This is a genomic window from Variovorax paradoxus, from assembly GCF_030815855.1.
Classification (GTDB): domain Bacteria; phylum Pseudomonadota; class Gammaproteobacteria; order Burkholderiales; family Burkholderiaceae_C; genus Variovorax; species Variovorax paradoxus_M.
Genome location: NZ_JAUSXG010000001.1, coordinates 1,046,436 through 1,069,485, shown reverse-complemented (window position 1 = coordinate 1,069,485; position 23,050 = coordinate 1,046,436). Strand labels below are relative to the sequence as shown.

At 66.4% G+C, this 23,050-nt stretch carries 25 protein-coding genes; 18 read left to right on the top strand and 7 right to left on the bottom strand.

Features of this window, described 5'->3' with window-relative positions; all coding sequences use genetic code 11:
- Window positions 1-279 precede the first annotated feature (279 nt).
- A complete protein-coding gene (locus tag QFZ42_RS04990) occupies window positions 280-1,245 on the top strand; it encodes an IS110 family transposase (protein WP_307699896.1) in 966 nt (321 codons plus the stop codon).
- Between the two features lie 256 nt (window positions 1,246-1,501).
- Here QFZ42_RS04990 and QFZ42_RS04985 read toward each other — a convergent pair whose 3' ends face one another.
- From QFZ42_RS04985 to egtB, 3 genes are all read right to left on the bottom strand, one after another.
- The gene (locus QFZ42_RS04985) at window positions 1,502-2,467 is read right to left on the bottom strand and encodes an IS110 family transposase (protein ID WP_307699896.1); all 966 of its coding nucleotides are present in this window, start codon (window positions 2,465-2,467) and stop codon (window positions 1,502-1,504) included.
- Between the two features lie 402 nt (window positions 2,468-2,869).
- Window positions 2,870-3,883, bottom strand: a complete 1,014-nt coding sequence (egtD, locus tag QFZ42_RS04980) for an L-histidine N(alpha)-methyltransferase (RefSeq protein ID WP_307699895.1) — start codon at window positions 3,881-3,883, stop codon at window positions 2,870-2,872.
- 3 nt (window positions 3,884-3,886) lie between these two features.
- Entirely contained in the window at window positions 3,887-5,143 is a 1,257-nt protein-coding gene (egtB, locus tag QFZ42_RS04975) for an ergothioneine biosynthesis protein EgtB (RefSeq protein ID WP_307699894.1), read from the bottom strand.
- Between the two features lie 165 nt (window positions 5,144-5,308).
- Here egtB and QFZ42_RS04970 point away from each other — a divergent pair, with 165 nt between their 5' ends.
- The gene (locus tag QFZ42_RS04970; protein ID WP_307699893.1) at window positions 5,309-6,655 is read left to right on the top strand and encodes an NAD(P)/FAD-dependent oxidoreductase; all 1,347 of its coding nucleotides are present in this window, start codon (window positions 5,309-5,311) and stop codon (window positions 6,653-6,655) included.
- 38 nt (window positions 6,656-6,693) lie between these two features.
- Window positions 6,694-6,945 carry a hypothetical protein gene (locus tag QFZ42_RS04965; protein ID WP_307699892.1) on the top strand — a complete coding sequence of 84 codons (252 nt, stop codon included), beginning with the start codon at window positions 6,694-6,696 and terminating at the stop codon, window positions 6,943-6,945.
- A gap of 27 nt (window positions 6,946-6,972) precedes the next feature.
- Here QFZ42_RS04965 and QFZ42_RS04960 read toward each other — a convergent pair whose 3' ends face one another.
- Window positions 6,973-7,494 (bottom strand): thermonuclease family protein, encoded by a 522-nt coding sequence (locus QFZ42_RS04960; protein ID WP_307699891.1) that lies wholly within the window; start codon window positions 7,492-7,494, stop codon window positions 6,973-6,975.
- 88 nt (window positions 7,495-7,582) lie between these two features.
- On the bottom strand, window positions 7,583-9,289 hold the full coding sequence (locus QFZ42_RS04955; protein ID WP_307699890.1) for a long-chain fatty acid--CoA ligase: 1,707 nt from the start codon (window positions 9,287-9,289) through the stop codon (window positions 7,583-7,585).
- A gap of 223 nt (window positions 9,290-9,512) precedes the next feature.
- On the opposite strand from QFZ42_RS04955, the gene QFZ42_RS04950 reads away from it, so the two are divergent.
- From QFZ42_RS04950 to QFZ42_RS04920, 7 genes are all read left to right on the top strand, one after another.
- The gene (locus QFZ42_RS04950) at window positions 9,513-9,953 is read left to right on the top strand and encodes an OsmC family protein (protein ID WP_307699889.1); all 441 of its coding nucleotides are present in this window, start codon (window positions 9,513-9,515) and stop codon (window positions 9,951-9,953) included.
- A 48-nt stretch (window positions 9,954-10,001) separates the two neighbouring features.
- Window positions 10,002-10,988, top strand: a complete 987-nt coding sequence (locus tag QFZ42_RS04945; RefSeq protein ID WP_307699888.1) for a Bug family tripartite tricarboxylate transporter substrate binding protein — start codon at window positions 10,002-10,004, stop codon at window positions 10,986-10,988.
- A gap of 164 nt (window positions 10,989-11,152) precedes the next feature.
- Window positions 11,153-11,914: a GntR family transcriptional regulator gene (locus tag QFZ42_RS04940; protein ID WP_307699887.1), complete on the top strand. Its 762-nt coding sequence runs from the start codon at window positions 11,153-11,155 to the stop codon at window positions 11,912-11,914.
- Window positions 11,911-12,729, top strand: coding sequence for a transporter substrate-binding domain-containing protein (locus tag QFZ42_RS04935; protein ID WP_307699886.1), 819 nt, complete (start codon window positions 11,911-11,913; stop codon window positions 12,727-12,729). Before QFZ42_RS04940 ends, QFZ42_RS04935 begins: the two co-directional genes overlap by 4 nt.
- A gap of 31 nt (window positions 12,730-12,760) precedes the next feature.
- Window positions 12,761-13,417: an amino acid ABC transporter permease gene (locus QFZ42_RS04930; protein WP_307699885.1), complete on the top strand. Its 657-nt coding sequence runs from the start codon at window positions 12,761-12,763 to the stop codon at window positions 13,415-13,417.
- A gap of 15 nt (window positions 13,418-13,432) precedes the next feature.
- Window positions 13,433-14,086, top strand: a complete 654-nt coding sequence (locus tag QFZ42_RS04925; protein WP_307699884.1) for an amino acid ABC transporter permease — start codon at window positions 13,433-13,435, stop codon at window positions 14,084-14,086.
- Window positions 14,070-14,837: an amino acid ABC transporter ATP-binding protein gene (locus QFZ42_RS04920; RefSeq protein WP_307699883.1), complete on the top strand. Its 768-nt coding sequence runs from the start codon at window positions 14,070-14,072 to the stop codon at window positions 14,835-14,837. The genes QFZ42_RS04925 and QFZ42_RS04920 overlap by 17 nt, the downstream gene beginning before the upstream one ends.
- A gap of 22 nt (window positions 14,838-14,859) precedes the next feature.
- Here the strand turns inward: QFZ42_RS04920 and QFZ42_RS04915 are convergent, their stop codons facing one another.
- Window positions 14,860-15,822 (bottom strand): DUF72 domain-containing protein, encoded by a 963-nt coding sequence (locus QFZ42_RS04915; protein ID WP_307704168.1) that lies wholly within the window; start codon window positions 15,820-15,822, stop codon window positions 14,860-14,862.
- 206 nt (window positions 15,823-16,028) lie between these two features.
- On the opposite strand from QFZ42_RS04915, the gene QFZ42_RS04910 reads away from it, so the two are divergent.
- Genes QFZ42_RS04910 through QFZ42_RS04895 form a run of 4 tightly spaced genes read left to right on the top strand, consistent with a single transcriptional unit; the run spans window position 16,029 to window position 18,317 of the window.
- A complete protein-coding gene (locus QFZ42_RS04910; protein ID WP_307699882.1) occupies window positions 16,029-16,571 on the top strand; it encodes a DUF1439 domain-containing protein in 543 nt (180 codons plus the stop codon).
- The gene (locus tag QFZ42_RS04905; protein WP_307699881.1) at window positions 16,568-17,560 is read left to right on the top strand and encodes a glycerophosphodiester phosphodiesterase; all 993 of its coding nucleotides are present in this window, start codon (window positions 16,568-16,570) and stop codon (window positions 17,558-17,560) included. The genes QFZ42_RS04910 and QFZ42_RS04905 overlap by 4 nt, the downstream gene beginning before the upstream one ends.
- A complete protein-coding gene (locus QFZ42_RS04900; RefSeq protein ID WP_307699880.1) occupies window positions 17,557-17,838 on the top strand; it encodes a hypothetical protein in 282 nt (93 codons plus the stop codon). The genes QFZ42_RS04905 and QFZ42_RS04900 overlap by 4 nt, the downstream gene beginning before the upstream one ends.
- An 11-nt stretch (window positions 17,839-17,849) precedes the next feature.
- A complete protein-coding gene (locus QFZ42_RS04895; RefSeq protein WP_307699879.1) occupies window positions 17,850-18,317 on the top strand; it encodes a DUF411 domain-containing protein in 468 nt (155 codons plus the stop codon).
- Window positions 18,318-18,342: 25 nt separating this feature from the next.
- Here the strand turns inward: QFZ42_RS04895 and QFZ42_RS04890 are convergent, their stop codons facing one another.
- Window positions 18,343-19,641 carry an NAD(P)/FAD-dependent oxidoreductase gene (locus QFZ42_RS04890; RefSeq protein WP_307699878.1) on the bottom strand — a complete coding sequence of 433 codons (1,299 nt, stop codon included), beginning with the start codon at window positions 19,639-19,641 and terminating at the stop codon, window positions 18,343-18,345.
- Window positions 19,642-19,682: 41 nt separating this feature from the next.
- Here QFZ42_RS04890 and QFZ42_RS04885 point away from each other — a divergent pair, with 41 nt between their 5' ends.
- Genes QFZ42_RS04885 through QFZ42_RS04870 form a run of 4 tightly spaced genes read left to right on the top strand, consistent with a single transcriptional unit; the run spans window position 19,683 to window position 23,048 of the window.
- Window positions 19,683-20,732, top strand: coding sequence for a P1 family peptidase (locus QFZ42_RS04885; RefSeq protein ID WP_307699877.1), 1,050 nt, complete (start codon window positions 19,683-19,685; stop codon window positions 20,730-20,732).
- 7 nt (window positions 20,733-20,739) lie between these two features.
- Window positions 20,740-22,137, top strand: a complete 1,398-nt coding sequence (locus tag QFZ42_RS04880) for a TAXI family TRAP transporter solute-binding subunit (RefSeq protein ID WP_307699876.1) — start codon at window positions 20,740-20,742, stop codon at window positions 22,135-22,137.
- A 34-nt stretch (window positions 22,138-22,171) separates the two neighbouring features.
- Window positions 22,172-22,678 (top strand): MerR family transcriptional regulator, encoded by a 507-nt coding sequence (locus QFZ42_RS04875; RefSeq protein WP_307699875.1) that lies wholly within the window; start codon window positions 22,172-22,174, stop codon window positions 22,676-22,678.
- Complete coding sequence (locus QFZ42_RS04870; RefSeq protein WP_307699874.1) at window positions 22,590-23,048, top strand: carboxymuconolactone decarboxylase family protein; 459 nt, start codon at window positions 22,590-22,592, stop codon at window positions 23,046-23,048. Before QFZ42_RS04875 ends, QFZ42_RS04870 begins: the two co-directional genes overlap by 89 nt.
- The last annotated feature ends 2 nt before the right edge of the window (window positions 23,049-23,050 follow it).

Genomic DNA, 23,050 nt, shown 5'->3' with positions numbered 1-23,050 from the left:
CTTCGCTACGGGGCAACCTGCGGTGCTCGGGTTTCGCGGGGTCTCGCAGAACTCGCTTCGCTTGTATGGTTGAGGCGCTGGGGTGGAGGGACTCGTTGCGCATTCGGCCGCGGCAGCGGACCGACGGTTTTGAGATTTCTCCCGCCCCACCTTCCAACGTCGATTAGGAACTGAGCGGAGCTCCGTTTTTGGACGGTGCGACCGCCGATCTAGACGCAAGCAAACGTGGTCGGTGGGCTGCACCCCAGCTTGGCAAATTGTCCAACCGGAGGTGTCGTCATGCAAGAGCCAACCCTGTTTATCGGCGTGGATGTTTCCAAGGCCGAATTGGTCATTTCTCTGGGGTCTGGGCACCGGCCTCGCAGCGTGGTCAACAATGCCGCGGGCATTGCCGATTGGCTGCGGGAAGTGCCGCCCCATGCCCTGGTCGCCATGGAATCCACCGGGCGGTACCACGGTCTGTTGGCGCACCTTGCAAGCCAGGCTGGCCTGAAGGTGTTCGTGCTCAATGCACGCGACGTGCACTTCTACGCCCAAGCCTTGGGAATGCGGGCCAAGACAGATGGCGTTGACGCCCAGCTCATCGCTCGCTATCTGGCGGAACACCACGGTCATCTGCATCCCTGGCAGCCGGCCAGCGCAGTGCAGCAACGACTGCAAGATCTGCTCACGCGCCGAGCGCAATTGGCGGCGCAGCGCTCGGCCTTCAAGCAGATCGTGACGGGTGTGGACGCCAGCGATATCGACACCGGCGAGTTGCAAAGGGCCTTCGATACCCTTCTGAAGGCAATGGATAGCAGGATGCAGGAGTTGGTTACCAGCGATCCGCGGCTGTCCGCTGGCTGCCAGAGATTGCTCACGATCACCGGTGTAGGACCGCAGACCTCGGTGTTGCTGGCGACGCTGTTCAGTCGCTTCAACTTCGGCAATACCGATGCCTTGGTGGCCTATTGCGGACTCGATCCAAGACCCAACGATTCGGGTGCCCGGCATGGGCGACGTCGCTTGAGCAAAAAGGGGCCGTCGCTGTTGCGCCGACAGATCTATCTGGTGGGCTTTGCTGCAAGTCGTAGCAAGGCGCTCAGGCCGTTGTATGAGGCCATTCGGGCCAAGGGCTTTGCAACCACTGCGGCCTTCATCATTCTCGGGCGCAAGCTGCTGCGCGTGGCGTTTGCTGTTTGGAAAGGTACGCAGTCGTTCGATCCGGCCCGGTTGATGCCGAAGAATGACTTGCAAAAAACATAGAACCTCAAACAGCTGCGGCCCTGATCCCGCCTCCATCTGCGCTCCTCGGCGCATACAGAAGGGGTGGGTGCGGGCAGGCCATCGCTTCGCTCGGCCCCAAGCCCAACAGCCCGCCCCAATACCAACCACCGCGGCGCGCAGCGCCGCGGTGGCTTCGTGGCCGAGCGAAGCAAAGGCCCGTTCGGTTTCCAAGCCCCTCTGTATGCGCCGAGGAGCGCAGGGTTTCGCGGATCAGGGCTCGCAGCTGTCTGAGGTTCTATGTTTTTTGCAAGTCATTCTTCGGCATCAACCGGGCCGGATCGAACGACTGCGTACCTTTCCAAACAGCAAACGCCACGCGCAGCAGCTTGCGCCCGAGAATGATGAAGGCCGCAGTGGTTGCAAAGCCCTTGGCCCGAATGGCCTCATACAACGGCCTGAGCGCCTTGCTACGACTTGCAGCAAAGCCCACCAGATAGATCTGTCGGCGCAACAGCGACGGCCCCTTTTTGCTCAAGCGACGTCGCCCATGCCGGGCACCCGAATCGTTGGGTCTTGGATCGAGTCCGCAATAGGCCACCAAGGCATCGGTATTGCCGAAGTTGAAGCGACTGAACAGCGTCGCCAGCAACACCGAGGTCTGCGGTCCTACACCGGTGATCGTGAGCAATCTCTGGCAGCCAGCGGACAGCCGCGGATCGCTGGTAACCAACTCCTGCATCCTGCTATCCATTGCCTTCAGAAGGGTATCGAAGGCCCTTTGCAACTCGCCGGTGTCGATATCGCTGGCGTCCACACCCGTCACGATCTGCTTGAAGGCCGAGCGCTGCGCCGCCAATTGCGCTCGGCGCGTGAGCAGATCTTGCAGTCGTTGCTGCACTGCGCTGGCCGGCTGCCAGGGATGCAGATGACCGTGGTGTTCCGCCAGATAGCGAGCGATGAGCTGGGCGTCAACGCCATCTGTCTTGGCCCGCATTCCCAAGGCTTGGGCGTAGAAGTGCACGTCGCGTGCATTGAGCACGAACACCTTCAGGCCAGCCTGGCTTGCAAGGTGCGCCAACAGACCGTGGTACCGCCCGGTGGATTCCATGGCGACCAGGGCATGGGGCGGCACTTCCCGCAGCCAATCGGCAATGCCCGCGGCATTGTTGACCACGCTGCGAGGCCGGTGCCCAGACCCCAGAGAAATGACCAATTCGGCCTTGGAAACATCCACGCCGATAAACAGGGTTGGCTCTTGCATGACGACACCTCCGGTTGGACAATTTGCCAAGCTGGGGTGCAGCCCACCGACCACGTTTGCTTGCGTCTAGATCGGCGGTCGCACCGTCCAAAAACGGAGCTCCGCTCAGTTCCTAATCGACGTTGGAAGGTGGGGCGGGAGAAATCTCAAAACCGTCGGTCCGCTGCCGCGGCCGAATGCGCAACGAGTCCCTCCACCCCAGCGCCTCAACCATACAAGCGAAGCGAGTTCTGCGAGACCCCGCGAAACCCGAGCACCGCAGGTTGCCCCGTAGCGAAGCGCAGGGGTCGCAGACAGTGGGGTCGCCTTTCTTTTGCCTACGTTTCTTTGGCGAAGCAAAGAAAAGTAGGTCGCCCGCCGGGGCGAGACCCGGCCTCGGGAAACAAACTAAGCCAACAAAACTCAAGCCCCCAACCAATGCACACTAAACAACCTCTCAGGATCCGTCCAAACCGCCAAAGGCCGAAACCCCGCCTTCACAGCCAGCGCCCGCAGTCCATCCACAGTGAACTTGTGCGAGTACTCGGTATGAATCGTCTCCCCTTCCTCGAACCCGAACCGCTCACCGTCCAGTGAAACAGTCTGGGCCCGGCGGCTCACCAGGTGCATCTCGATGCGCTGCTTCGGCGCGTTGTAGAACGCCGCATGCGCAAAGCCATCAAGGTCGAAATCCGCATCGAGCTCGGCGTTTGCGCGCCGCAAAAGATTGAGGTTGAATGCCGCGGTCACGCCTTGCGCATCGTTGTACGCCGAATGCAGGCGAGCTGGCTCCTTCACCAGATCGACGCCGATCAGCAAGCCGCCGCCGCGCAGCATCCGCGCCGCGAGCTGCAGAAAAGCCAGCGCCTCGTCGGGCTCGAAATTTCCAATGGTCGAGCCGGGGAAAAATCCTACGCGCTTGCCTGCGCCGGGCAGTGGCGCCGGCAGCACCAGCGGCATCGTGTAGTCCGCCGCAATCGGCTGCACCACGAGTTGGGGGTAGTCGGCTTTCAGCCGCTCGGCGGCGGCCTCCAGATGCTCGCCCGAGATGTCGATCGGCAGGTAGCGCTTGGGCGCCTCGAGCGCATCCAGCAGCAGCCGCACCTTGGTCAGGGAGCCGGCACCGAACTCCACGATCTCGGCGCCGGGACCGATCTGCTCGGCGATCTCTCCGGCACATTCGCCGAGGATGCGCAGCTCGGTGCGCGTGGGGTAGTACTCAGGCAATTCGCAGATGCGGTCGAACAGCTGCGAACCTGCCGCGTCGTAGAAAAATTTGGGTGAAATGCTGCGCGGCTTGCGCGCAAGACCCGCCTGCATTTCACGGCCGAATTCGGAGAGCGGCGACCGGGCGGCGACCGGAGCGGGCGCCTCGGGTTGGCGCTGCGGTTGTGCGGCGGCGAACGAGAAGGAGGACGACGATGTTGGATTGCGCATGATTCAGACGTCTTTCGCGAGCCTCAGCCCCGAGAACTGCCAGCGCCCGGCCGGCGGAAAGAAGTTGCGGTAGCTGGGCCGCGTATGCCCGGCCGGGGTGGCCACGCTGCCACCGCGCAACACCAGTTGACCCACCATGAACTTGCCGTTGTATTCGGCCGCGATGCCGGGCATGGGCCTGAACCCTGGGTACGGGTCGTAAGAGGAACGCGTCCACTGCCAGACATGGCCGGCCATCTGCGAGATGCCGGGCGCGTCGAACGCGGCCTCCCATTCGAACTCGGTGGGCAGCCGCGCGCCGGCCCATTCCGCGTACGCCGCGGCTTCGTAGAAACTCAGTTGCGACACCGGTGCATCGGCTTCCATCGGCCGCACGCCATGCAGGCCGAACACCTGCCAGCCGCCCTGCTGCTGCTGGGCTCCCAGTCGCGGATCGTCCGCCGCCAGCCAATAGGCCGGATGCCGCCAGCCCTGTGCCTGCACCGCGGCCCAGCCGTCGGACAGCCACAGCTCGGGCCGCCGGTAGCCGCCATCGGCAATGAACTGCGCATAGTCGCCGCAATTCACTAGCCTGTCGGCAATGGCATAGGGTTGCAGCAGCGCTGCGTGGCGCGGTGTTTCGTTGTCGAAGGCAAAACCGTGCTGCAGTCCTTCATGACCTACCTGGACCACGCCGCCGGGCTGCGGCAGCCATCGCATGGCCGGCGGCACGGCGGCGAGCCGCAGCGCGGGTCCAGCGGCCGGCTTGTAGGCGGGCAGCAGCGGGTTGCATGACAACGCATGAAGAATGTCGGTGAGCAGCAATTCCTGGTGCTGCTGCTCGTGATGCAGCCCCAGCGTGACGATGGGCTCGATGGCGGCCCAGTCCTGGTCGCCGATCTCGCCGTCGAGCAAGGCCAGCACCGCCTTGTCGACATGGCTGCGGTAGGCCTGCACTTCGTCCACCGAGGGGCGCGTGAGCAGCCCGCGCTGCGGCCGCGGATGGCGCGGGCCCAACGCCTCGTAGTACGAATTGAAGAGGTAATGAAAACGCACGTCGAAGGGCCGGTAGCCCGTGGCGTGAGGCTGGAGCAGCACGGTCTCGAAGAACCACGTCGTGTGCGCGAGATGCCATTTGGTGGGGCTCGCATCAGGCATCGATTGGATGCACTGGTCTTCGGCGGAGAGCGGCGCGGCGAGTGCCAGGCTGGCGGCCCGCACTTCGCGAAACTTGTCGCGCAATGCGCTCGCCGCCTGGGTGATCGGCCGGGAAAGCGTCATGGTGTCTCCAGTCGGGTCAACCGCAAGTTGTAGCCGATTCGTATTGCCGCAGTGCGTAGGACAAGTTCTCGCCCTGGCTCTCTGCCGGGGGGCGCCAAATCGGTGGGGGAGCCACTGTGGCACAAGATGCGGCGGCGTGCAGGGCGGCTGCGTATCATCCGTTCGATGCAAACGAACAACGCCTCCGCCCGTCCCCATGTCGTCATCGTCGGCTGCGGATTCGGCGGGCTCGAAGCCGCCCGCAAGCTCGAAACCGCCGACGTCGACGTGACGGTGATCGAAAAAACCAATCACCACCTGTTCCAGCCCCTGCTCTACCAAGTGGCGACCGCGGGGCTCGCGGCTCCGTCGATTGCGGCGCCGGTGCGTGCGCTGTTCCGCGAGCAGCCGCGCATCACCACGCTGCTCGGCGAAGTGAGTGCCATCGATCCGGCGGCGCGCGCGGTTCAATTGGCCAACGGCAGCCGCGTGAGCTACGACCACCTGATCGTGGCGGCCGGCGCCACGCACAGCTATTTCGGGCATGACGAATGGGCACCCCTCGCGCCCGGCCTCAAGACGCTGGCCGACGCCTTCGAAATCCGCCGCCGCGTGCTGATGTCTTTCGAGGCGGCCGAAACCGCGACCGATCCGCAGCGCCGCCGCGCCCTGCTGACCTTCGTGGTGATCGGTGCCGGGCCGACCGGCGTCGAAATGGCCGGCACCCTGGCCGAAATTGCCAAGCACACGCTCTCCGGCGAGTTCCGCCACATCGACCCGGGCAGCGCGCAGGTGCTGCTGGTCGAAGGCGGGCCGCGCGTGCTGCAGGCCATGCCCGAAAGCCTGAGCCAGAAAGCGCTGGAGCAACTGGAAAAACTCGGCGTCGAAGTGCGGCTGAATGCCCGCGTGACCGCCATCGACGCCGGCGGGCTCGAAGTGCAGGCTGGCGGCGGCGCAGACGGCGCGCCGGCCACCAGCTACCGCATCGAGAGCAGCTGCGTGGTTTGGGCGGCGGGCGTTGCGGCCTCGCCGCTGGGTCGCATGCTGGGCGAAGCGACCGGCGCCGAATGCGACCGCGCGGGCCGCATCAAGGTCGAGCCCGACCTGAGCCTGGCCGGCCACCCCGAAATCAGCGTGGTCGGCGATCTTGCGGCGGCCATGAGCCACGCGCCCGGCAAGCCGCCGAAGCCGGTGCCCGGCGTCTCGCCCGGCGCCAAGCAGATGGGCCGCGCCACCGCTTCGAACATTCTTCGCCGCATCGCGGGCGCCCCCACCGTGCCCTTTCGCTACCGCGATTACGGCAACCTGGCGACCATCGGCCGCAACTCGGCGGTGGTGGACCTGGGTACGCCCTTCGGGCCGCTGCGCTTCAGCGGCCGGCTCGCATGGCTCTTCTGGCTGTTCGCTCACGCGTATTTCTTGATCGGCTTTCGCAACCGCATCGTCGTGATGATGGACTGGGCCAGCGCGTACTGGAGCTTCCAGCGCAATGCGCGCGTGGTGGCGGACGTACGGGGCAAGAGCGAGTCGTAGCCGCAGAAACTGCGAAGACGGACGGCTGCCGGACAGACATGTCATTGCCCCTGTGGATCGCCCTGCATGCGCTGGACGCGGTGTTCTGGCTGTGGGTCTTGCGCTGGGACGGCGCGGCATGGCTCGAAGGCACCTTCGCCTCGGGCTTCCTGGTCAGCATCTTCGCGCCGCACTGGAGCGCCGAGGGCCTGCGCATGTTCGCGCTGCTGATGCTGATCGTGTGCGCGGTCAGTGTTCTCGCGGGCGTCTTCGTGCCTTCGCTGCGCTGTTTTTATACCGGCGCCTGCTGAGGCGTCGGCAGCCGCCCGCGCGGCGCCTCAGAACATCGAATTGTTCGCCTGATTCTCGCGCTGGCGCCGCCGCCAATCCCACGGTGGCGTGGGCCTTGCGCCGGCCCATAGGCCTTGGCGCTGTGCGCGCGCGCTGTCCTGCAGCTTGAACAGTTCGCCGCCGCGCCGCGTGGCAATGCCGTTGAAGTCGTACACCCAGGCCCAGCCTTCGGCCACCATCTGGGTTCCCGCGTCATGGCCGTTGCAACTCACGTCGGCCACCGTGCGGCCATAGCGGTCGGTGTCGCGCTCGGTGATCACGGCCTGCTCGAAATAGCAGAGGCGGCTCAGCGCCTGCCTGCTGCGCTGGCCGTAAGGCTGCGATCTTTCAGGTGCATCGATGGCGGCGATACGCACCTTGATTTCCTCGTAGGAACCGAAGCGGCCGCAACGCGCGGTGAGCGTGTCGCCGTCACTGATGCCGACGACGAGACAGGTTCGAGGGTCGGCGTGCGACAGCAGCGGCAGAAGCGCGAGACAACAAACGACGGGCAGTAAGCGCAAGCGCATGAGCAGAGAGAGGAAGAGAAAAACGTGGCGGCGGAAGCCATGGATTCTCGGTGCGAAGCACCCTCGCCCCGCGGGCACGAACCCGCTGTTACGCGGCGGTTTCGGTCTCGTTCTCGTCTTCCTGCAGCAGCCGCCACATCACCTTGCCGCTGCCGCTCTTGGGCAATGCATCGACGAACTGCACCTTGCGCGGAATCTTGTAGACCGCCATGTTCTCGCGGCACCAGTCGATGATGTCCTGCTCGGTGGTGTCCTTGTGCGTGGCGCGCAGCACCACCACGGCCTTGACCGATTCGCCGCGATAGCTGTCCTTGGTCGAGATCACGCACGCTTCCTGGATGGCCGGGTGGCGGAACATCAAGAGCTCCACCTCGGCCGGCCACACCTTGAAGCCGCTCGCGTTGATCATGCGCTTGAGCCGGTCGGTGATGAAGAAATAGCCGTCCTCGTCCATGCGACCCATGTCGCCCGAACGGAAGAAGCGCTTGCCCTCGAACTCGACGAAAGCTGCCTTCGTAGCATCGGGCCGTTTCCAATAGCCCTGGAACACCTCGGGGCCGTGGATGATGATCTCGCCCGACTCGCCGATGGGCATTTCGGCCAGCGTGTCGGGATCGACCACGCGCGCGTCCGTGCTCATGAACGGAATGCCCAGGCACTGCTGCTTGGGGTTTTCCGACGGGTTGGTGTGCGACGGCGCGGCGGTTTCGGTGAGGCCGTAGCCCTCCTGGTACTTGAGGCCGTATTGCTCGAACAGCCGCTGCGCCACGGCCTGCGGCATGGCCGCGCCGCCGCCGCCGATGTGCGTGAGGCTCGACAGGTCGTAGCTCGCGAAGTTGGGGCTGGCCATGAGATCGATCACCATGGTGGGAATGTTGGTCCAGCTCGTGACCTTCCAGCGCGAGATGAGCCGCCCCGCCACCTCGCGGTCCCAGCGCGGCATGATGACCAGCGTGCCCCCCGCGAGGATGGAGGTGTGCATCATGCTCACCACGCCCGTGATGTGGAACATGGGCACCACCGCCAGCACCACCGCTTCCGACGTCGCCGGGCCCCAGAGCTGGCCGGCCACCGCGTTGTGCATGAGGCTGGAATGGTGGTGCACGCAGCCTTTGGGCAGGCCGGTGGTGCCGCTGGTGTAGGGCAGCAGGGCCATGTCGTCGGCGCCCACCACGTGCTCGGGCGCCGGGTGGCCGGCCGCCAGCGCATCGGTCCAGGCCTGAGCCTTGCCGCGCGCCAGCTCGGGCAGTGGATGGCGCGCGGTGAGCCACTCTTTCCATGCCGGCGCGGGCGCATCGTCGCCGCTGGCCTCGGCATCGAAGGCATCGGTGAACTGGGTCACGATGAGGTGGTCGAGCTGCTGCTCCGGCGGCAGCGCATTGCTGGCCTTGGCCAGTTCGCCGGCCAGGTCGCCGGTGGTGATGGCCACCTTGGCGTCCGGGTCGACGATGTAGTGCTTGAGCTCTTCCGCCCGGTTCATCGGGTTGACGGGCACCACCACCGCATTGGCACGCAAGATCGCGAAATGCGCGATCACGAGCTGCGGGCAGTTCTGCATGTTCAGCACCACGCGGTCGCCGCGCTTCACGCCCAGTGCATGCAGCGTACCCGCCAGGCGCTCGACCTGACCGGCGAATTCGCGGTAGCTCGTCACGCGGCCGAAGAACACGAGCGCGGCCTTGTCCGGATAGCGCGCCGCCGAGGTCGCAAGGTTGTGCCACAGCGAAGTGGCGGGAACGGTGATCGAATGCGGAAGGCGCTTGGGCCAGAACTTGTGGTGCGGGCGTTGTTGCATGGTCAAGGCAGACGGACGGAGAAGAAAGAAAAAGGCAGCCCGCAGCCTAAGCGGCACCGGCCGCCGCTCCCATCGGGGAAGCCCCCGAGGGCGTCGCCTTGGCGACGCCCATTCTTCCCAATTTGGCAATCTGCAGCGCATGCGCCTTGCGACTACAGACAAGCCGCTCATTCCGCGCGATACATGCGTTCCCATCACCCATCACCCGAATGAAGGAGCTCCCATGCCAGCAGACAAGCGCGCAAGTGTTCACTGGGAAGGCGCCGGCAAGACCGGCAAGGGCCTCGTCAGCACCGAGACCGGCGCCCTCAAGGACTATCCCTACGGTTTCGCAAGCCGTTTCGAGGACGACAAGCGCGGCACCAACCCGGAGGAAATCGTCGGCGCGGCCCACGCGGCCTGTCTGACGATGGCCTTTGCCTTCGCACTCGAGAAAGAAGGCTTCACCGCAACGACGATCGACACCAGGGCCGCCGTGCGGCTGGCCAAGGACGGCGAGGGCTTCAAGATCGACCGCATCGCACTCGAACTCGACGCCGCCGTGCCGAATCTCGAAGAAGCCAAGTTCCAGCAGATTGCGGCCGCCGCCAAGGCCGGCTGCCCGTTGTCGAAAGCGCTGGCCAGCGTGCCGGAGATCACGCTGAAGGCAACGCTCACCGGCTGAGCCGCTGCTTATGATCGTCTCCACTTGAAAAAAAGAGGAGACGATTCCATGGCTCATCCGGTCCGCGCCGCCATCCTGGCGGCTTTTTCGATCGCGTCGCTCGCGTCATTCGGCGTTGGCAGCTCCGCCATGGCCGCCTATCCCGACAAGCCGATCAAGGTCGTCATCGGCTTCCCGGCCGGCGGTCCGCTCGACCAGCATGCGCGCCTCTTGACCGACAAGCTGCAGGCCGTGCTCGGCCAGCCGCTGATCGTCGACTACAAGCCCGGCGCGGGCGGCTCGGTGGGCGCCGACGCGGTCGCCAAGAGCCCGGCGGACGGCTACACGCTCATGCTGGCCAACACCGGCGTGGCAGTGATCAATGGCGCGCTTTACAGCAAGCTGCCCTACAACACACAGCGCGACTTCGTGCCGATCGCGCGCACGGCCATGCAGCCGCTGGCGCTGCTGGTCACGCCCCAGTTGCCGGTGCAGAACCTCAAGCAGTTCATCGACTACGCGAAGGCGCGGCCCGGCCAGGTCAACTATGGATCGGCCGGGAACGGCGGCATCAGCCACCTGGTGCCCGAGATGTTCAAGACCGCGACGGGCATCTTCATGGTGCACATTCCGTACCGCGGCAGCGCCCCGGCCTTTACGGACCTGATGGGCGGCCAGGTGCAGTTCATGGCCGAGTCGATCCCCCAGGCCGCCAACTATCACAAGCAAGGCAAGGTGCGCGCACTGGCCGTGACCAGCCGCGAACGCAACCCCGCCCTGCCCGACGTGCCGACGGTCATCGAATCGGGCGTCAAGGGCTTCGAGGTGGTGGGCTTCTACGGCTTTCTCGCTCCCAAGGACACACCCAAGGAAGTGGTCGCCAAGCTCAGCGAGGCCTTCAGGCAGGTGCTCACCAGCCCTGAGGTGCGCGACCGCATGGTGAGCCAGGGCGCCGACCCGGCGTACCTGGGCAGCGAGGACTTCGCGCGCTTCCTGGCCACGGAGACGCCCCGATGGGACAAGGCGGTGAAGGCTTCGGGCGCGCGGATGGATTGAACTGGCGGCGGGTGTAATGCGCCTGAAAGAACAGCTGCGCCGAAATCAAAGCACCAAAAACACGACGGACAGCGCGAGAGTGCACCACCGACACGCAGACCGGCCCATTTCGGTGCACATATCTTGCATACCAGTTGGCACAAAAGCTGCTGGTATGCAGGCCAATGTCTACATCCGCATCCGAAATCAGTGCACGCATCGTCGAAGCGGTGATGGCGCAGAAGCTCGCCCCGGGTTCGCGCCTGGGCGAACAGCAGCTGGCCATGCTCTTCGACTGCAGCCGCACCATCGTGCGCGAAGCCCTCACCCGGCTGGCGGCGCGCGGCATCGTCACGGTGAGCGCGCGGCGCGGCTGGTTCGTGATCGAGCCTTCGCAGGAAGAAGCCCGCGAAGCCTTCGAGGCGCGCCGCGTCATCGAGCTGGGTCTCATCCGGAGTACCAGCAAGATCGACAAGGCCGCGCTGCGCCAGCTGAAAGCGCACCTTCAGCGTGAAAAAACGGCCCTGAAAGAAAACGACGTCGGCAACCGCAGCTTTCTGCTCGGCGACTTCCATGTGTGCCTGGCCGAATGCCTGGGCAACACGCTGCTGGCCGACACGCTGCGCGACTTCACGGCACGCACCACGCTGATCGCCATGCTCTATCAAAGCACCCATGACGCGGTGCAGTCGTGCGAAGACCACGTGCAGATCGTCGCCGCACTCGAGCGGGGCGATCACGCCGCCGCCGAAGCGCTGATGGCCGCGCACATCGGCACCGTGCAGTCGGCGTTGCGCGTGCAGGCGCCAACCGACCCGCTCGCGCAGCTGCGCGATGCGCTGGCACCGCTGCAACAGAACACCGCGGCCAAGCCCAAGCGGCGCAAGGCGGCCGCTTCTTCGCAAGACAACACCGATTCATCGACTTACCTAGGAGCCCTGCTATGACCCTCTCTTCGTTTTCTGCGTTTTCTTCGTCCAAACGCCACCTCACGCTCGCGTTGGCTTCCGTTGCCATGCTGGCCGCAGCCGGCACCGCCCAGGCCCAGAACGCTCTGGACAACGTGCTGAAGGCCAAGACCATCAAAATCGCCGTGCCGACCGACTACCCGCCCTACGGCTCGGTCGACAGGAACATGAAGCCGCAAGGCCTCGACGTCGAAATGGCCGAGCTTATTGCCGCCAAGCTGGGCGTCAAGGTCGAGCTGGTGCCCGTGACCAGCGCCAACCGCATCCCCTATCTCCAGACCCGCAAGGCCGACCTCGTGATCTCCACGCTCGGCAAGAATGCCGAGCGCGAGAAGGTGATCGATTTCTCCGCCGCCTACGCGCCTTTCTTCCAGGCCGTGTACGCCGCCAAGAGCATGAAGCTCACCAGCTTTGCCGACATGGCCGGCAAGACCGTCGCCGTGACGCGCGGCGCGATGGAAGACCAGGAACTGAACAAGGTAGCCCCGCCGAACGTCGACTACCGCCGCTTCGAGGACAACAACGCGACCATCGCGGCCTTCGTGGCCGGCCAGACGCAAACCCTCGCGACCAGCGCGGCGGTCGCCGGCGACATGCTCGCCAAGAATCCGAAGGTGAGCGCCGAATTCAAGCTGCTGCTCAAGGACAGCCCGTGCTTCATCGGCGTTGCCAAGGGCGAAACCGCATTGAAGACCAAGGTCAACGAGATCATTGCCGCCGCCAAGAAGGACGGCACGCTGGACGCCATGTCGAAGAAGTGGCTCGGCAAGGCGGCCGGCGACCTGCCCGTCTGACCGTCTGCCGAACCTCGCATAAAGGCGCGCCATGGAATTCGACTTCGGTGCAGTTCTCGTCGACTGGCGTCTGCTCGCCAAGGGCGTCGCGTGGACGGTGGGGCTGACAGCCATTGCCACCCTCATCGGCATGGCCGTCGGCGTGGCCTGCGCCTGGGCGCGCGCCAGCGGGCCGGCATGGCTTCGCTGGATCGTCGGCAGCTACGTGGAGCTGATCCGCAACACGCCGTTCATCGTGCAGCTGTTCTTCATCTTCTTCGGGCTGCCCGCGGCCGGCGTCAAGCTCACGCCCGAGACGGCGTCGGTCATCGCGATGGTGATGAACCTCGGGGCCTACGCCACCGAGATCATCCGGGCCGGCATCGAGGCCACGCCCAAGGGGCAGATCGAGGCGGCCGTGAGCCTGGCACTGAACAAGGTGCAGGTGTTCACCCGCGTGGTGCTGCCGCCGGCGCTCAAGAAGGTATGGCCCGCGATGGTGAGCCAGATCATCATCGTGATGCTGGGCTCGGCGGTGTGCGGGCAGATCTCCACCGAGGAGCTGAGCTACGCGGCCAACCTCATCCAGAGCCGCAACTTCCGCGCCTTCGAGGCTTTCATCATTGCCACGCTGATCTACCTGGCGCTGGCGGTGGGGCTGCGCAGATTGCTCAATTGGGCCGGGCCGAAGTTCTTCTTCGGCCGCTGAACGCGGGAACACCCCATGGTCGATTTTTCTCTCTGGGACATCCTGCGCAACCTGCTGATGGCGCTGCGCTGGACTGTCGTGCTCTCGCTCATCGCCTTCGTCGGCGGAGGGCTGGTGGGCGGCTTGCTGTTGTTCCTGCGCCTGCGCGGCGGCAGCGTCATGAACCGCGCCGTGGGCTTCTACGTGCAGCTGTTCCAGGGTACGCCGCTGCTGATGCAGCTGTTTCTCGCGTACTTCGGCATCGCGCTGTTCGGCATCGACGTGTCGGCGTGGACCGCCGCGAGCGTGGCGCTCACGCTCTATACCAGCGCATTCCTCACCGAGATCTGGCGCGGCTGCGTGGCCTCCATTCCCAAAGGGCAGTGGGAGGCATCGGGCAGCCTGGCCCTGAGCTTCAGTGAGCAGATGCGCCACGTGGTCCTGCCGCAGGCCGTGAAGATCGCGATTGCGCCGACGGTGGGCTTCCTGGTGCAGGTGATCAAGGGCACCGCGCTCGCCTCCGTGATCGGCTTTGTCGAACTCACCAAGGCCGGCAGCATGATTTCGAACGCCACCTTCCAGCCCTTCGTGGTGTTCAGCTGCGTGGCGCTGCTTTACTTCGTGCTGTGCTTCCCGGTAAGCCTGTACGCCAAGAACCTCGAGAGGAAATCCCATGGCCGCCGTGCTTGAACCCCAGACTTCCGCCGCGCCGATCGTGCGCGTGACGGCGCTGCGCAAATCGTACGGCGCCAACGAGGTGCTCAAGGGCATCGATCTCGAAGTGAAACGCGGCGAGGTCATCGCCATCATCGGCAAGAGCGGCTCGGGCAAGAGCACGCTGCTGCGCTGCATCAACGGGCTCGAGGCGTTCCAGGAAGGCTCGCTCACGGTGGACGGCAAGCCGCTGCTGCACGAAAGCGCGATGGCCATGCGCGAGCTGCGCCAGCGCGTGGGCATGATCTTCCAGAGCTTCAACCTGTTTCCGCATCTCACGGTCGGCAGGAACGTGATGCTCGCACCCACGCTGGTGAAGAAGCGCAGCAGCCTGGAGGCGGCGTCGCAAGCGCGCAAGCTGCTCGAGCGCGTGGGCCTGGCCGAGAAGTTCGACGCCATGCCCGACCAGCTTTCGGGCGGCCAGCAGCAGCGCGTGGCCATTGCGCGCGCGTTGGCGATGGAGCCGGCGGTGCTGCTGTGCGACGAAATCACTTCCGCGCTCGACCCCGAACTGGTGGGCGACGTGCTGCGCGTGGTGGAGTCGCTGGCCGACGAAGGCATGACGCTCCTGATGGTCACGCACGAAATGAGCTTTGCACGCAAGGTGAGCGACCGCCTGATCTTCATGCACCAGGGCCGCGTGCACGAAATGGGGCCGCCGGCGGAGTTGTTCGGCAATCCACAGACGGCCGAGTTGAAGCAGTTTCTCTCGTCACTGCACGACTGAGGCGGCAGGCGCCGCTCCGCGGCTACTTGCGGCCCTGCGCCCTCGCACGTTTGCGCACGGCCACGCCGGGCGGCGGATCGAAGTTGTCGTCGGATCCGAGACCGGTGGCCACGCCGAGCCGGGCTGCGAGGTGCGCGGCATCGTAGGGCGCGTGCACCTTCACGTCGTTGTCGAAGTAGCAGTACACGTCGCGCCCCTTTTTGCGTGTCTGCAGACGCGAGGGATCGGCCAGCCTTGCGTTCTTCACCTGCCGCCCGTGGCGCCAGGCATCGATGCGCTCTGCCCAACGGTCGAGCGCTTCGTCGCTGTAGCCGCTCGCATAGAGCTCCTTGTCGCCATGCAGCCGCATGTAGACGAAATCGGCGCACAAGTCTTCGAGCAGCGGCCAGCGCCCCGCCGTGTCGGCGACGACCAGCGCGACACCATGCCGGCGCAGCATCGCGATGAAATCCGGATTTTCGAAGCTCGCATGCCGCACTTCCATCGCATGCCGGATCTGGAGTTTCGCGGGCACCTTCAGAAACGCGCGGTCGTCGTCCAGTTTCTCGTTGTGCTGCCGCGCCAGCGCAAGGGCGGACCGGCCGTCTCTCGGCAACAGCGCCAGAAACTCGTCGAGGCGATCGGCGTGGTAGACAAAGGACGGCGGCAACTGCCACAGGATTGGGCCCAGCTTGGAACGGAGGGCGAACACACCCGACGCGAAAAAGTTGGCCAGCGCCGTGCGCGGCTCCTTGAGCCTCAAGTTGTGGGTGATGTAGCGCGGCCCCTTCACCGCAAACACGAAATCATCCGGCGTCGCGTCGTGCCACGCCTGGTACGACACGGGACGCTGCAGCGAATAGAACGAGCCGTTGATCTCGATGGTGGGCAGCATGCGCGAGGCAAAGTCGAGTTCGAGCCGCTGCGCCAGGCCTTTCGGATAAAAGCGCCCCCGCCAGGGCGCATAGCGCCAGCCAGAAATACCGATTCGCGTGGCACCCTGCATCGTTCGTCTTTTTTTCATGCGGAAGCCTTGAACGTGGCCTCCCCTGCGCCATCGCGGCGTAGGAGATTTTCCTGTTCGCATAGCAGCGCGGGCAACTTGCGCGGCTGGGCATCGGGAACTCCTCCGACCCGCCGGAACCATGCAGGCTGTGGCAAGCTCCGAAAAGTATGCAAATCCGCCCCCTGCCCTTCCCGTCCCGCCGCTGGATGCTGCGCGCTCTCCTGGGCGCCGCGGCCCTGCAGTCGCCGCTCTCGGCGCTGGCCGGCTTCAACTTTTTTACCAGCGAATACACCGCGACCCGCGACGAACTGCAAACGCAGATCGCCAGGCGCTTTCCGGTGGCCGAGCGCTATGCGGAAATCTTCATGGTCGGCCTGCGCGATCCGCAGTTGGGCCTCGACGCGCGCGGCAACCGCGCGGCCATCACGGCCACGCTGACCATTGCGAGCCCGTTGCTGGCCGCCTCGCCGGTGCAGGGCGTGGTGTCGGTCAGCAGCGCGCTGCGCTACGACGCCGCCACGCGCGCGCTGCGGCTCGACCAGCCCAAGGCCGAACGCCTCGAGCTGCAGGGCGTGGAAGGCCGCGACGCGGAACGCCTGCAGAAGATCGGCGCGGTGGTGGCGCAGGAACTGCTTCAGGGGCAGGTGCTGCGCAGCTTTACGGCCGACGAGCTCACGGTCGGACGCAAGACCTACGAGATCGGCGACATCACGGTGCAGGACGACGGCATCAAGGTGCAGCTGAAATGAAATACGCACTGCTCGCCGCCGCTTTGCTTGTCGCGGGCTGCGCGGCGATTCTCCCCACGGCCAAGCAGCACTTCGACCTGCAGGCCCATCGCGGCGGGCGCGGCCTGGCGCCCGAGAACACGCTGGCGGCATTCTCCAAGGCCATCGACCTGGGCGTGACCACGCTCGAGCTCGACATCGGGCTCACGGCCGACGGCGTGGTCGTCATCTCGCACGACACCGCGCTCAACCCCGACCACACGCGCGATGCCAACGGCGCGTGGCTCGCTCCAAAGAGCGGCGCCACGGTCCGTTCTCTGACGCTGGCGCAGCTTCAGAGCTACGACGTGGGCCGCCTGAACCCCACGAGCAACTACGCCAAGCAGTTCGCGCTGCAGCAACCGCGCGACGGCGAGCGCATTCCTACCTTGGCTGCGCTGTTCGACCATGTGCGCGCACGCGGCGCTGCGGCGGCCACGGTGCGCTTCAATATCGAAACCAAGATCGACCCGACCCGGCCCGACGAGACCGCCGCGCCCGAGCCGATGGTGCGCGCGCTGCTCGCGGAGATCGACAAGGCGCAGATGGCCGGCCGAGTGACCCTCCAAAGCTTCGACTGGCGCACGCTCGCGCTGGCCGGCCAGCTCGCGCCGCAGCTGCCGCGCGCCTATCTGAGCTCCGCGCGCACGCTCAAGGACAGCCGCTGGGCGGCCGGCCTCAACGCAGCCGATTTTTCTTCGACGCCGCAGCTGGTCAAGGCCGCCGCCGGCAAGCCGGGCGCGCAGGTAACCTGGTCGCCGGCCTACAACGACCTGACCCCGGCGGCCCTCAAGGAGGCGCAAGCGCTCGGCTTCAAGGTGCTGCCATGGACCGTGAACCAGCGCGCCGACATGCTGCGGCTGATGGACTGGGGCGTGGACGGCCTCATTACCGACTACCCCGACGTGCTGCGCGACCTGATGCGCGAACGCGGCCTCTCGCTGCCCCCACCCGGAAAGGAATTGCCATGAACACCGCCGCACGGCAACTCGAGAGCATCGGCAGCCGCATCGCGGCATTGCAAGGCGGCGGCGGCTCGGCCACCGCGCTGTCGAACGAAGCCCGTGCCAGCACGGACTTGCTCGGCACTCTGCCCCCGCGCTATGGGGACGTGCTGCTGAACCTGCTCGACCGGCTCGAATCGAGCGCGCTGTTCAGCGAAGAAAGCTGTTCGTTCAGCCAGAAAGACCTGCTCGACAACCTGCAGGTGTGGGTCGACAAGGCCCGGGCCCAGCTGGCATCATCCTGAGGAGAATCCGCATGCAAAGACGCACCCTTCTTCTGCGCGCCGGCCCGATGCTGGCGCTCGCATCCACGGTGGCATGGCCGCTGGCCGCATCGGCTGCCGCGCCGATGGTCGAGATATGGAAAGACCCGAACTGCGGTTGCTGCCAGGATTGGGTGAAGCATCTCGACGCGAACGGCTTCGCAACCCGCGTGCACGACAACGGCAACGATGCCGCGCGCGCACGGCTCGGCGTGCCGGCCAAGCTGGGCTCGTGCCACACCGGCCTCGTCGGCGGCTATGCACTCGAAGGCCACGTGCCCGCGCGCGAGGTGCACCGGCTGTTGCGAGAAAAGCCCAAGGCCGTCGGCCTGGCCGTGCCGGGCATGCCGGTCGGCTCGCCGGGCATGGACGGCGCCGCTTATGGCGACCGGCACGATCCCTACGACGTTCTGCTGGTGCTGGCCGACGGCGGCAGCCGCGTCTACCAAAGCTACCGCTGAGCCGTTCCACGCAGCAAGCTCGGCATCAGCCGAAGCGGGCGGGATCGAAAGGGGCCAGCACCGTCTCGGGCGCGAGGCCCGCGAGCAATTGCGCCGCAAGCCTGCCGGTGCGCGCCGAGCCGCACAGGCCCACATGACCATGCCCAAAGGCCAGCACGACGTCCGGGCTGGCCCCGGACGCACCGATGCACGGCAAGCCATCGGGCAGGCTGGGCCGGTGGCCAAGCCAGTGCTTCACAGAGGCCGCATCCGGCCCCTGCTGGCCGAGCGCGGGAAACATCGACAGCAGGTGCCGGTGCAGGATCTCGGCGCGCCGCCAGTCGGGCGCGGCCTCGAGTCCGCCGATCTCGACCTGGCCCGCGGCGCGCAAGCCGCCGTCCATCCAATGTGCGATGAGCTTGCCGTCGGCCACCATCGTGGGCGTGCGCGGGCCCACCGAGGCGCCTTCGACGACCACGTGATAGCCGCGCTCCGTTTCGAGCGGCACCGGCGATGCGGCCGCCGCGGCGAGCGGGCCCGAGCGCGCGCCGGCACAGATGGCCGCGGCGTCGCAGGCGATTTCGCCGGCGTCCGTCTGCACCGCGCGCAATCGTCCACCCTCGATGCGAAAGCCGGTGGCGCGCGCTGCCACGCGCTGCGCACCGGCGTCGATTGCATGTTGAGCCAGCGCGGCCACATAGGCCCCAGGGTTGCGACAGTGGCCGGCCTCGGGCACGAAGATGCCGAGCGTGTAACGCGCGTCCAGATCGGGCTCCCGCTGCCTCAGTTCGAGTTCTGCCCATTCCTCCCATTGCACGCCGGTGTTCCGACGCACGCGCCAACCGAGCGCGTCGCCCTCGAACTCTTCGCGCGAACGGTACGCATGCAACAGTCCGCGCTGTTCGATGAGCTGCGGCACGCCGGCCTCGGCGGCCAGCCGGGCGTGCAGCGCCGGCGCATCGGCGAGCAGCGTGCGCAAGGCATCGGCGGTGCGCTGCACGCGCGCCTCGGTCCATCCAGAAGCCAGGTAGCGCAGCAGCCACGGCATGGCTCGCGGCAGATAGCGCCAGCGCAGCGCGAGTGGCCCCAGCGGATCGGCCAGCCAGCCGGGCACCTTGCGCCACGCACCGGGCAACGCGGGCGGCACCACGGAATGCGAGGACAACCAGCCCGCATTGCCATAGCTCGTCGCCTGCGGGCCACCCGGCTCGCCGGGCTCCACCACCGTCACGCGCAGGCCGGCGCGCAGTGCCTCGATGGCGGTCGCGCTGCCCACGGCGCCCGCGCCGATCACGACCGCGTGGCGCCCGGCGCCGCCCGCGGAGAAACTTCTTGCAACTGTCATGGGGGCCTATCGTAGAGGGCGCGGTCCCATAATCGGCCGCCATGCCCGCTCCGTCATCCGCACCCTCTTCTCTTTCTTCGTCCTCAGGCGCCATCACCGATGTCGCAGGCATCGAAGTCGGCCACTTCTCCGACCCGCGCCGGCCCACCGGCTGCACCGTGATCCTGGCCCGCGAGGGCGCTGTTGCCGGTGTGGACGTGCGCGGCGCCGCACCGGGCACGCGCGAGACCGACCTGCTCTCGCCCGGCAACCTGGTGCAGCAGGTGCACGGCATCATGCTGGCCGGCGGCAGCGCCTGGGGCCTGGCCACCGCCGAGGGCGCGATGCGCTGGCTCGAGGAGCGCAACATCGGCATGGACGTGCGCTTCGGCCTCCTGCCCATCGTGCCCGCAGCCGTGCTGTTCGACCTGCCGATGGGCGACGCACGCATCCGCCCCGACGCCGCAGCCGGTTATGCAGCCTGCGATGCGGCAAGCAGCGATGCACCGGCCGAAGGCAACGTGGGCGCCGGCAGCGGCGCGCTCGTGGGCAAGCTCTTCGGCGTGCATCGCGCGATGAAGGGCGGCATCGGCACGGCTTCGGTCACGGTCGGAGGCGTGACGGTGGGCGCGCTCATCGCGGTCAATGCGCTGGGCGACGTGATCGACCCCGACACCGCGCAGCCCGTGGCCGGTGCGCGCACCGAAAACGGCCTTGCACTGCTCGACACGCGCCGGGCCCTGCTGCGCGGCGAGCCGCCCAAGCCGTTGCTCGCGGGCACCAACACCACGCTCGGCGTGATCGCGACCGACGCGGCGTTGACCAAGGTGCAGGCCAACCGCCTCGCCAGCGTGGCGCACGACGGGCTGGCCCGCGCCATCAACCCGGTCCACACGATGAGCGACGGCGACACGCTGTTCGCGGTCGCCACGGGCCGCGTTCCGCTCGACGGCCCCGGCTCCGAATCCAGGCCCGGCATGACCGTGCTCGGCACCATGGCCGCCGAAGCGGTGGCGCGCGCCACCCTGCGCGCGGTGCTGGCGGCACGCTCCGTCACCATCGGTGAATTGCATGTTCCCTGCGCGGCCGACCTCGCAGCTAAAAAAGGTTGAACTCCCCATGGCCATGCCCAAGACGCTGAAGCTGATCCTGCTGTCCATACGCGACCTCATCGCTTCGGCCGGTCCTGTCGTGTTCCTTGTGATCGGCGTGCTGATTGCCGCCTACTGGTGGCTGGAACCGCAGCCGCCCAAGCACGTGACGCTGGCCACCGGCCCCACCGGCAGCGCGTATGCGCAGTTCGGCAAGCGTTATGCCGAGCTGCTCAAGAGCAGCGGCATCGAGGTGGAACTGAAGGCCACCACGGGATCGACCGAGAACCTGCAACTGCTGCGCACCGGCGGCGCCGACGTGGGCTTTGTGCGCGGCGGCAGCGCCGACCCTGTGGCCGACGAGGAAGCCGGGCTCACGTCACTCGGTAGCCTGTTCTTCGAACCGATATGGCTCTTCTATCGCGCCGACAGCGCACAGAAGATCGATCGCAAGACGGCCACGCTGACCTCGCTCACGCAATTGCGCGGCTTGCGCGTGAACGTCGACATGCCCGGCAGCGGCCTGCCCGAGATCATGGAAAGGCTCTTCAAGGCCAACCATCTCGAGCCCGATGCGCTGCAGCTCTCGAACCTGGAACAGGCGGCCGCGGCCGAAGCCCTGCAAGCCGGCCTGCTCGACGCCATCGTGCTGGCCTCGGCGCCGCAGTCGCCGCAGGTGCAGCGCCTGCTGCGCGCACCCGACATCAAGTTGATGGACTTCGGCCAGGCCGATGCCTACTCGCGGCGCTTTCCCTTTCTTTCCGCAGTGACGCTGCCGCGTGGCGTGGTCGACCTGTCGAAAGACCTGCCGCCTTCGGACGTCACACTGCTCGCGGCCACCACCTCGATGCTCTCGCGCGACGAAACGCACCCGGCGCTGCGGCAACTCTTCGCGCAGGCCGCCCAAGGCGTGCACAGCGATGCCGGCTGGTTCAACCGCGCGCGCGACTTCCCCAACACCCGCACCAGCGAACTGCCGGTGAGCCCCGAGGGCGACCGCGCCATCAACGGCACGCCGCCGTTCTGGCAGCGCTACCTGCCGTTCTGGGCCAGCAACCTGATCGAGCGCATGTGGCTGGTGCTCGGCGGCCTGCTGGTGCTGATGCTTCCGCTGAGCCGCGTGGTGCCGCCGCTTTACCAGTTCCGTGTGCGGCGCCGCGTGTTCCGCTGGTATGCGCGGCTGCGCGACATCGAAGCCAAGATCGATGCGCAGCAAGGCGGACGCGAGGAATTGCTGAGCGAACTCGAAGATCTCGACCGGGTGGTGAACAAGGTGGCCGTGCCGCTTTCCTATGCCGACGAGCTCTATGCGCTGCGCAACAACATCCATACGGTGCAAAGGCGCGTGCAGATGCGCTGGCCGCAGCCGGGCGATTTCGCGCCCCGGACACCGCCGCCGAAAGCACCGGCTGCAGAAACCGCTTGACTTAGAGCGCGCTCCAACTTCGAGAATTCCCGCCATGGAAGCCAGCTTGACCATTGCGGAAGTCGCGCAGCGCACCGGCCTCACGGCCCACACGCTGCGCTACTACGAGCGCATCGGCCTGATCGCCGCGGTGCCCCGTGCACCGGGCGGTCAGCGCCGCTATGCAAGCGCCGACATGGACTGGCTGGCCTTCCTGTTGCGCCTGCGCGAAACCGGTATGCCCATCCAGGGCATGCTGGCCTTCGCCGGGCTTCGAAGCCAGGGGGACGCCAGCGCTGCCGAACGGTGCAAGATGCTCGAACAGCACCTCGCCGAGGTTCAGGCCAGGGCGGAGGCGCTGCAGCAATCGATGCAGGCGCTTGCGCTCAAGATCGCGCACTACCGTGCGATCGAGAGCCGGGCGAAGAAGCGTCCCTCGTTATCGGGCACTGCCCCGGAAGGAAAGACGAGCAATGACGAACACACCAGCAAGCCGGAACCGCAACGACGTCAACCTGCGCTACGAGCGCGGACTGGCCAAACTGCAGGAAATCGACGGTGAAGGCGGCATCAAGGTGGTCGAAAGCCTGGCCGACATCGCACCCGACTTCGCCCGCCTCCTGATCGAGTTTCCCTTCGGCGACATCTACTCGCGCCCCGGTCTCGACCTGCGCTCCCGAGAGATCGCAGTGGTGGCCGCCCTCACGGCCATGGGCAATGCGGCGCCGCAATTGAAGGTGCATATCCAGGCCGCGCTGAACGTCGGCGTCACGCGCGCCGAGGTGATCGAGACCATCATGCAGATGGCCGTGTACGCGGGTTTCCCGGCAGCGGTCAACGGCCTGGCCGCCGCGCGCGAGGTGTTTGCGGCCGACGATGAAAAAAGCGCGCAGCCCCTTGCGGAACCGCGCGCTCTTGCTGAAGCGGCCTGAGG